The following is a 9,639-nucleotide window of genomic DNA, read 5'->3' on the forward strand; positions in this document are numbered from 1 at the left end:
TCAAAAACTCCATTCGCAATGTTAATTAAGTTAAAAATATACTTATAAACTAACTATTCCGGAATACACAGTGAAAACCCTTCTTGCTTAGAAAAAAATTCTTATTACATTAACCTGCCCCGTTAGTAAAAAAAGTTCTACTCCTTCTTGAAGTAAAGCACCCGTTAGTTTAAGTGAAATGTTTCACAACTATTATTTTCTTAAAGAAAATTCATTTTCACCCTTATCCATTAACTCTATTTTTTTATCCAATTTTTTTTCAAGTTCATTAAGTTGATGCTTTTTTGCCTGTTGATTCAAGAGTAATCTCCTTAGAAATAAGGTGAACGATACTACAAATAAAACGATAAGCCCCAATACTATAACCTGATAAATAATGTCTCCCACATTAAACATTAAAACATCCCCTTGTATAGAAATGGTCAAGTACAACTTAACATTACCTCTCACATTCCTTATTTCCTTCATTTTACCATTTTTCATTGTTAATAGACTCTTTATTAGTCATTCCTTCTTCAACTAAACTGCTGCGTTAGTTCAATAAGAAAAAGGCTACGTTTACAGTCCGATGATCTTTAACTAAAGCACCCGTTAGCTTAAGAAGGATTATTGATTTCTTGCAATAATAATTCTAAATCAAATTTCAAGTTACTTCTTGTCTCTATATCAAATTCTCCTTTTACTTCTTGTATAGGGTATTTTTGTTTATGGATTATATAATGTTTTAGTTTTAAAAAAGTGGTTAAAGGAAAATCAAAATCATACCACTCTTCTCTGTAACCAATTATTCCGTGTCTCTTTATTAGTGCATCTATTTCTTTTAACACAATCATAATAAAATCATCATAAGGGTATTCCGTTTTTATTAGTGTTTTAGTTTTGTCTTTACTAAATTCATCTTCATAATACACGGCTTTTAGTTCAGTATATTTTTTTCTTTTAATTCGAAAGACCAAATAATACCCTCTGGTTCACCCTCCCATTCACACTCAGTTTCTTTTTTTATCTCATCTTTCGGTACACAAAAAGAATTTAAATGCATTAGTGACCTTAGAAAGTCAGATAAACAATCTGTTATATAACTAGCTGTAAATTCTAATTTCTGTCCATTAACTTCAACAATATAAGTAGCCCATCCTATTCCACTAAGATAATATTTAAACTTCACTTCCATCTCTCCTACTTCGATAGTTATCACTATTCCTTGTTCAACTAACCTGCCCCGTTAGTTTAAGTACATTTCTTCACAATCTTATTCACATATTAACATAAATATCCAATTATATTGGATTTATTAAAAAAATTTTAAATATGGTGCAGGTGTCGTCATATCATAATATGATCAGTCAACATTTTCCTTTAACATATCAAGACTCTGAAAGAAGATATTAAGGAAATAAAAGATGATACCAAGTGGACGCGTCGAGCTATAACAAATGCTTTTATAGTTGGAATAACCGGGGGAGCCGTAGCACTTATATACACAGTATCTCAGGGCCATCTAATAATTGTTGATCGCGAATTTATTGTATAAGAACATCGTGACCATCTAATCTTTTATTAACTGCATCTTGCCAAATATCCATTGTGTTCCCCTTCGATGTCATTCACACTTCCCCCTCGTTTCTCTAATAAAAATAATAAAAAGAACGCCCGTGTGGACGTTCTTTTAACCTATAGTTCAAAGATTTTCTTGTAATCATATGCCCTGTATTCATTGATTGGCTTCTTATGGTCATGAAACTCTAAATGTGCATCAATATCTGCAAGAGCCTTAATCAAATTTTCAGGGATTAAGACTAAATTGATGTATTCGGAATCAGTAAAGTGGTGAATGTGCAATTCACATGTAAAGTTGTAACGTTTTCTTAATTCTTTGATATGGTTTCGATTTTTTTCCGTCAGAACTTCATTTAATAATTGTTCCATCAATTCTTCCACGAAAAAAAATAGTTCATCCCCACTTGAAATCTCATATTTTCCACCTACATGATAAATCCATGACGCCCTAAGAGATGTACCTGGTATAAGTTCTCTAGGATTCCCTTGAAAGTTTGGTTGATATTCCTGCTGATGAGTAGGAACAGTACCAAGCAGTTTGGATATTTCTTTAGGATTAAAATGATTTTTTGGATTTCCTTCCTCTATCAAAGAACAAACCCTAAAACCTACATATAATACTTTCTCCATTAAATCAAATCACTCTCTTTAGTTGGTATAATAGTATCCAGTTGACGTTCTTACATTTTGACTATTAAGTAAAAATACTTCACGTGTAGTTTTACTATAGTAAATATTGTATTGTGATATTGGAGCATTTTTTCCTAAAACTGCATATTTAAACTCATGTGCACCACCAGTGTATCCGTAAGAATTAGTAAAACTGGTAATTCGCCACTCCCAATAATGTAAAGGATCGGCAAATTTTTATGTTTTTAAGCAGCCATTCTAGTTCATTAACTACTTCACGCGTCCATATCTTCAACTAACCTGCTGCGGAATAATCAATTAGACCTGAAAATGTAACAAGAAGAAATAATAAAATGCAAATTATTGATAAGATAAATGACCCTATGTTAATCTTTTTCTTCATTCAATAACTCCTTTTTTCGTTATTTTAATATTTTTCTTAATGAACTAACCTGCCGCGTTAGTTCAATAAGAAAAAAGGCTTTACTCCTTCTTGAAGTAAAGCACCCGTTAGCTTAAGAAACTTAATAAAATACTTAATTCTTTTTTATAGTAATCTCCGAGATATCTAATCCCAATCTTTTCTTTAATTCTTCTGTGATGGAGAATGAAATAGTCGCCCCTTTTTCCACATTGACAAATTTGTGATGTACTCCAGTAACAACTGTCCCATCAGTGTAATATGTTTCAGAAGGATTAGAGTTAAATTTTAAATGGTCATTATAATTGTCACTGATTTTTCCTCGAATAAAAATGTCATCTGATAAAACAACATAAGCTGGTTGACTTTGTATCAAAGAAATTTCAATTATGTTTTTCTGTACCTCTACTATACCGTTTTTCGGTACAGCTAATCCATTTACTTCTAACTCATAATCCCATAACTTTTTCGCTAGGTCTTCCAATTGAGCTTCACTATAATCACTAATAAGTTCATCAATCAATTGATTATAATAATCTGCTTCCTCTTTCGTATAGTTTAAATCAGTTTTAATACTAGACAATGTATCTTGAAGTTCCTCATTCTTCTTTTCTAGTTCCTTTATTTGAATTTCTTGCTCTTCAATAAGTTGTTTCATATCGTTTTTTTCATCCAATTTACCACTGTTTTCCACTGTTTTATTTATACAACCTGATAACAAAAGAATAATACTAAAAGTTGTTAATAATAAAGTCCTTTTTTTCTGCATTTAAATCCCCCAAATATTATATTAATCTTACCTATATGTTTATAATTTCTTCTTCAACTAAGCCGTTGTTAGTAAAAACTCAACCTATGTCAATAATTCTATTAAATTCGCAATAATCCCTTTTAAAGTTACTTAAACTAAACTGCACCGTTAGTTTAAGTTTAACATTTCACAATGAATCTCCGAAGTCTTCATGATGTATTGGAAATAAAATTAGATCATCGATAAGATGGTCTTGTTTAACTAAAGACCCGTTAGTTGAACAAGATAATCTTTATATATTTTTTAGAGCAAGTTTAACCGACGTGTTTATTTGCTCCTTAAACACACCATTTTTATCAATTGCTAATAATTCCTCTTTTAAATGTTTTTCAAATAAGTCAACTTTTTCTCCTAGAAACCGTTTAGCACCAAAAGAAGTAGAATAGTGATTTCCGATTATAGAGTCCAGTGTCCATATCTGCTCATAAGTAGGTATTTGATGAATTTCTAGGTCGAACTTTGAACTTGATATAATTTCCTGATGGCTAACTGTTGGATGACTGTATGTAATATTCCCTGCTCTTCTTTCATTCCCATACCAATGTTTTACAACTTCTTGAACTGTCTGCTGCCAAGGTAGAAGCACTTCATTAGGAGAGTAGTTATCTATAATAGCTATTCCACCACCAACAGCAACCATTTCGTATAAACTTTCAAGAACCTGAGGTCTATCCATCCAGTGAAATGCCTTTGCAATAGTTACAAATCTAAAGGTCGTGTTGTTATTTCGTCTATATTTTTCAACATCCCCATTAAACCACTCTGTATTTTCCACCCTAATTTCCTTACTGATTCTTTCAGCCTCTTGAATCATCTCAGATTCTGTATCCAATCCTACTATTTTTTCAAACCAATCAGCGAACCTTAGTGATAATCGCCCATCACCGCATCCTAAATCCAGCATGTTGCCATTCCCATCTAAAGAAAACTTATTTCTTAAATATCTAATTAAAGTAGCAGAATATAATGGTCTATATCGTGAATAATACCAAGCTGTGCCTTTAAATAAATCGTCTCCATAAACTTTCATTCAATTATCCCCCTTAATTAAGCTCTTCAAATCTTCCTCTTAAACTAAACTGCTGCCTTTGTTTAATATAAGAAAAAAGAGCTGCCTAAAGCAACTCGTGTTCTTCAGCTAAAGCACCCGTTAGCACAACAAGATAATCACTTATTTGTTCTTATATGTCGCTGTTCTCTACATCAAGAGAGTAGGATGCTGATATAAAGTGTGAAACTTTTCTGGGTGAGTTGAACTTATTGTTCCTGCTAAATATAGTAGTTCCAACTTCGCTTACATCAATAAATGTTTTGACTTTTTGAAAATCTAGGCTTTTAAATTCAATAGGTTTATTCCATTGACTCGATGGAACTAAATCTTCCTCATAAAGCCCTTGTCCGTAGAAAATAAACACGCTTATACCATTCAAAGCTAAATCAACTGATATGTCACAGATTGCTTCCAATGTATCAACCGACTCAATTTTGATAATAAAACCGTCAGAAGAGAATTTATATGAAGAGATATTCCTTTCCGAAATGATACTCTTCCCTTGTTCAAAAATATCGTTTTCCAAAACAAAGAAAATAGGAAAGCTAAACATATTTTGAACCATTGTGAAAATAAAATCGGATCCTACATCTCTAATTCCAATACTAATAGATGTAAACGTTTCTTTTGGGATGAGAAAACGATTAATTATACTATCATGGGAGTATTGAACAAAATATTGTGTTTTCAATTCCTTTCCCCCTATTCAGATTAATTTTCTAATGCAATATAAGCTTGTATCACTCGATATTATCTCTTCGCTGCAACCAGTTATTTGGGTTGTTTCTCCAGCTTTTAGACTTTTTATCGTTCCTACCTCTTTAAAATCCGTCTGATTGACGCTATATGAAAATATAAGATCAGGTAGACTTTGATTACTCAAATTATTTACCTCAATAGTAACTCCTTTATCATATTTCCTATACTCTCCTTGAACTTTCATTTCCCAAAAGAAAAAAAACAAATATACACATATTACTTTCATAACTATCGCAAATGCAATAAGAAGAGCTATATATCTTTTCTTCAAAATAACACCTCTTCCTTATAAAGATTACAACAAAAAATCAAACTTATTAATTTGCTTTCTTAAACTAAACTGCTAAGTTGTTGAACAAGAAAAAAGAGCTACATTGTAACTCACTAGTCTACTACTTAAGCATCCGTTAGTTGAATAACTTCTTAATTTCATTAATCCTCTTTGATTGGTTTAATTGTAGAATAAATTAACTTTCCAGTTTCAGAATATCCATTAATGTTTATAGGCATTACTACTTCTCCATCTAATTTTTTATAGAAAAAACGAGTTTGACCTGAAATAATTAATAAAGCACTTTCAAAAAAGTTTTTCTGTGTTTCTATTTCTATTTTCTTAATTTCAGGATTAATAATCTGCCCAAAATAATATGATGGTTTTCCCTCTCCTGCAAGTGACACACCCCAAGTAAATTCGTCTTCTTGTATAGGTGGATGGTGAGTTGAAGCTAATGTACCTTCAACTTTATTATCATCTTTTAACACCCAAAATCCTAACCAATTTTGCTCTAATCGACCAAGCATAATTGAATGAGTATTTCTAAAAATAGTTAACCATTCCTCATCTATTTTTCTCACTAAATAGACTTCCTCTGTTGCTGGAGACCAGTTTTCTGTAATTTTAAATACACCATCTTTAGTGGGGAGTTGTTTGTGATTATATATTAGAAACACAGTTAAAAGTATTGTTGTTATTGCTATACCAATAAATAACTTTCTCATTACTTCCCCCCTCCGTTCTTAAATTATTCCGCTACGCTAGTTCAAAAATAAGTGCCATCTCAGACTTGAAGTAAAGCAACCCTTTTGTTTAATAATTTACATATATTAACTTATTCAACACAATAGTAAAAAAACCTTCTTATTCAACTAACCTGCCCCGTTAGTTTAAGTGTAACATTTCACATTGGATCGCCGAAACCTACTTGATGTATTGGACATAAAAATAGACCATCCAAATGATGGTCCAGTTTAACTAAAGCACCCGTTAGTTTAATAACAACTAACAGGAGGTATCAATGTGCTACTTCCTGTTTTCTTTGATAACTTGCAATGAATTAGCTACCCAAAAAAGTATTGTAATTATTGCAATAACAAATATGTTAGGTTCTATATCTGAAATAATATTATATAAAATCAAAAACCCAAGAAACATAGTCATACTACTAATATTTGTACTTGTAAAAAGTTTAGAAAAAACTTTCAATTACAACACTCCATTCTAGTAATTTACTTGTTGTTGTCTTTATCTTTTTATTGAACTATCCTGCCGCATTAGTTGAACAACCTAAATAGTTTTATAAATTAACGGTTTAAGAGTGATGAAAAATTATAAAAAGCATTTAATACATCATCACCTAATGGATGACCAATTTCTTGAGTTTTTAAAGGTAATATTCCTTCCTTTTCTAGTTGTTGTAGGTATTTTTTAAATCCTGTATCAATAGCTTCTATATATTCTTTTAGCTTAAATTTATATTTAAATATACCTTCTGGATAATGACCTATATGTTCAATAAAAAGGTTTGCACTATCACTGGTAAATTTATAGTAATCTGAGTTTCCATGACAGTATAATTGTGCCTCACTGATTTCTCCCTTATATAGTGAAGAAAGCGTTGAGAGAAAATGTGGTATTGCCACAAAACCTATACCTGATTTAAAACTAAACAACTGTGTGTCACTCGAAACGTCAAACTGAATATCTCCGCCTCTGAAACGGATATCAATAAAACATTGATAATCTGATTCCATAAAAATTCCCCCATTAACATTTCTACTAATAATATGAATTTAATATAGGTACCAATATTATTGCTAAACCTAAACTTATAAAATTCCTTCTCGCTTATTCAGATTAATTTTCTACATTCTTGTTCAACTAACCTGCTGCGTTTGTTTAAGTGTAACATTTCACATTTGTCGCCGAAATCTTCTTGATGTTTTAGACATAAAAATAGACCATCAAAATGATGGTCTTGTTAACTAAAGCACCCGTTAGTTCAATTAGAATTTAATTACTTTAACTAAATATTTTGCGGAAAGGTGAAGTAGAAAAATAGACGCATATTCAACACTCGCGCCAGTTCTCCTTCACTAAATTTAAAATAGAGACGTTGCATAAAGAGATTAATTCAATTAAGCCATAGCGATTCGCTAGAACTAGAGCGTCTCATCCAATTTCTGAATCTTTGAGTCGGAAATTAAATATACATTGCCAAAAACGTCGATTTTGTCTCCTTTTACACGTACTGCGCAATCTTTGTTCGACGCATAAATATTTATTTCTTCCGATAGGGGAGATAGTTCGCTTTGAACCAGTGCCATGTTATTTTCAAGATCAAAATGAGACAGGACGGAAAAATTGTCAAGACCGATTCCATCGTAAACAGAGCTCATTTCAACTTCATCTCCAAAGTTTTTCGAGCATAACCATTTAGCGGACATGTTGATTGCTCCAGCGCTTGCTCCCATTACAACGGCGTCGCTTTTTTTAATCGAATCCGATAATTCATATTCCATCAAAAAACCATTTTGATTAAGAATATTGCCACCCAACAAGAAAATGACGGAAGCATTTTGAATTATCGTTTGGGCATCTTCCTTCTGTACGTGGTAATTAATTAAATGATACTCATCAAACATAATGCCAGTCTGATCGAGCCACGACCGTTCAGTAGCACCATCATCTTCAAAAACAGATGGATTCGAGCTAATCATTGCAAGCGATTTTCTATCAGTTATATCCTCCTGTAACGCCCTACCCAGATTCTCTGGAAAAAAATTGTTAAACCAACCTAAATAATAGTGAGTTTTCATAAGTACCCCCTCAGCAAAATGTAAATAACATTTATTCCTTGCGTCACTCATTCCGTTTTCTTGTCACTCTCAATATGCCCGATTGTTAAACACAATTTAAACAACACTGTTCAACTAACCTGCTTCGTTAGTTTAAGTGTAATATTTCACAATGGTTTACCAAAGTCTACTGGATGTTTTGGACGTAAAAATAGACCAGCGAAATATGATGGCCGTGTTTAACTAAAGCACCCTTCAGTTTAATAAGGAATTTCAATTCAATTATTAATAATGTTCTCTTTGCCATTTTTTCTACGTTCAAATATTAAGAAGCCAATATAAATAACCAACAATATCATCGTAACGTTGATTGATATTTCATATCCAGTCTTAAATAAATTGGAGTTCCAGTGTCCGAAATGATCTTCACCAAAAACATAATATGCCAACGAATTCGAAACAGAATAACCATCACTTTCTGGGTATGGAATTAAGCTATGATTATAGTTCTGTGCTAATGCTGTATTAAAGACCAAAGATGTAAGTAATAAAACAAGTGTCGATTTTGATTTACTATCTTTTTTCTCTAAAGTTCTAAGAAGAAGATAGAACAATAAAACAGCGGGTAATAGAAACTTAACAAGAATAATAAACAAATATTTCCCCCTCTTTCTTTTTTCCATTTAATAAATTCGAGATGTAAATATTTTTCTCCTTCATTTTGTTAACCTGCTGCGTTAGTTCAATAAGAAAAAATGCTTTACCCCTTCTTGAAGTAAAGCACCTGTTAGTTGAAGAAGAAAAAAAGTTTATTTAAGATTCAAAAGTAAGGATTACTGTTCTAGATTATCATAAATTTTTTCAATGCATATTCAATACCATCATCACTGGATTTTTTGGTAACGAAATCAGCCACATTTTTCAATGTATCGTTAGCATTTCCCATCGCTATCCCTAACCCTACTAATTCCAACATATCAATATCATTTTCTCCATCTCCAAAAGCGATAGCATCCATTTTGTCTATACCAAAAAATTCTAAAGTTTTTAGGATAGCTAATGACTTGGATACATCCTCCTTCAAAACGTTCAACACATAAGGATGCCATCTCTTGAATGTTAGATGCGGAAATTCATGAATGTACTTGTCAACTGCTTCATCATTGGCAAACAAACATAATAAAAATACATCTTGATTATGTATGAATTTATTAGTTTCAGGATACTCATTCAGAGATAATGTTTCCTTCAATGCTCTTAAAATTCCATCTTCAGTTACACCATTCATACTAAATTCTTCAGTATAGAAAGACAATCCGTTATTGTGTAATG

At 31.7% G+C, this 9,639-nt stretch carries 13 protein-coding genes; all 13 read right to left on the reverse strand.

Annotation, left to right across the window (positions count from 1 at the left end; translation table 11 throughout):
* Nucleotides 1-192: 192 nt before the first annotated feature.
* Complete coding sequence (locus PGC35_RS21840) at nucleotides 193-396, reverse strand: DUF4083 family protein (RefSeq protein ID WP_375220706.1); 204 nt, start codon at nucleotides 394-396, stop codon at nucleotides 193-195.
* 200 nt (nucleotides 397-596) lie between these two features.
* Nucleotides 597-956: a hypothetical protein gene (locus PGC35_RS21845; RefSeq protein WP_375220694.1), complete on the reverse strand. Its 360-nt coding sequence runs from the start codon at nucleotides 954-956 to the stop codon at nucleotides 597-599.
* Nucleotides 917-1,168, reverse strand: a complete 252-nt coding sequence (locus PGC35_RS21850; protein ID WP_375220695.1) for a hypothetical protein — start codon at nucleotides 1,166-1,168, stop codon at nucleotides 917-919. The genes PGC35_RS21845 and PGC35_RS21850 overlap by 40 nt, the downstream gene beginning before the upstream one ends.
* A gap of 506 nt (nucleotides 1,169-1,674) precedes the next feature.
* Nucleotides 1,675-2,190, reverse strand: a complete 516-nt coding sequence (locus PGC35_RS21855) for a DUF4279 domain-containing protein (RefSeq protein ID WP_375220696.1) — start codon at nucleotides 2,188-2,190, stop codon at nucleotides 1,675-1,677.
* A 536-nt stretch (nucleotides 2,191-2,726) separates the two neighbouring features.
* The gene (locus PGC35_RS21860; protein WP_375220697.1) at nucleotides 2,727-3,380 is read right to left on the reverse strand and encodes a hypothetical protein; all 654 of its coding nucleotides are present in this window, start codon (nucleotides 3,378-3,380) and stop codon (nucleotides 2,727-2,729) included.
* A gap of 274 nt (nucleotides 3,381-3,654) precedes the next feature.
* The gene (locus tag PGC35_RS21865; RefSeq protein WP_375220698.1) at nucleotides 3,655-4,452 is read right to left on the reverse strand and encodes a class I SAM-dependent methyltransferase; all 798 of its coding nucleotides are present in this window, start codon (nucleotides 4,450-4,452) and stop codon (nucleotides 3,655-3,657) included.
* A gap of 151 nt (nucleotides 4,453-4,603) precedes the next feature.
* Complete coding sequence (locus PGC35_RS21870) at nucleotides 4,604-5,164, reverse strand: hypothetical protein (protein WP_375220699.1); 561 nt, start codon at nucleotides 5,162-5,164, stop codon at nucleotides 4,604-4,606.
* Between the two features lie 15 nt (nucleotides 5,165-5,179).
* Nucleotides 5,180-5,503 carry a hypothetical protein gene (locus tag PGC35_RS21875; RefSeq protein WP_375220700.1) on the reverse strand — a complete coding sequence of 108 codons (324 nt, stop codon included), beginning with the start codon at nucleotides 5,501-5,503 and terminating at the stop codon, nucleotides 5,180-5,182.
* 161 nt (nucleotides 5,504-5,664) lie between these two features.
* The gene (locus PGC35_RS21880) at nucleotides 5,665-6,231 is read right to left on the reverse strand and encodes a hypothetical protein (protein WP_375220701.1); all 567 of its coding nucleotides are present in this window, start codon (nucleotides 6,229-6,231) and stop codon (nucleotides 5,665-5,667) included.
* 582 nt (nucleotides 6,232-6,813) lie between these two features.
* On the reverse strand, nucleotides 6,814-7,263 hold the full coding sequence (locus PGC35_RS21885; RefSeq protein WP_375220702.1) for a hypothetical protein: 450 nt from the start codon (nucleotides 7,261-7,263) through the stop codon (nucleotides 6,814-6,816).
* Between the two features lie 408 nt (nucleotides 7,264-7,671).
* A complete protein-coding gene (locus PGC35_RS21890) occupies nucleotides 7,672-8,328 on the reverse strand; it encodes a Type 1 glutamine amidotransferase-like domain-containing protein (RefSeq protein WP_375220703.1) in 657 nt (218 codons plus the stop codon).
* Nucleotides 8,329-8,585: 257 nt separating this feature from the next.
* A complete protein-coding gene (locus tag PGC35_RS21895; protein ID WP_375220704.1) occupies nucleotides 8,586-8,963 on the reverse strand; it encodes a hypothetical protein in 378 nt (125 codons plus the stop codon).
* Between the two features lie 185 nt (nucleotides 8,964-9,148).
* The coding region (locus tag PGC35_RS21900) for an HAD hydrolase family protein (RefSeq protein WP_375220705.1) at nucleotides 9,149-9,639 on the reverse strand (491 nt) is incomplete at its 5' end.

The sequence above is a fragment of the Psychrobacillus sp. PGGUH221 genome (genome assembly GCF_042055255.1).
Classification (GTDB): Bacteria; Bacillota; Bacilli; order Bacillales_A; family Planococcaceae; genus Psychrobacillus.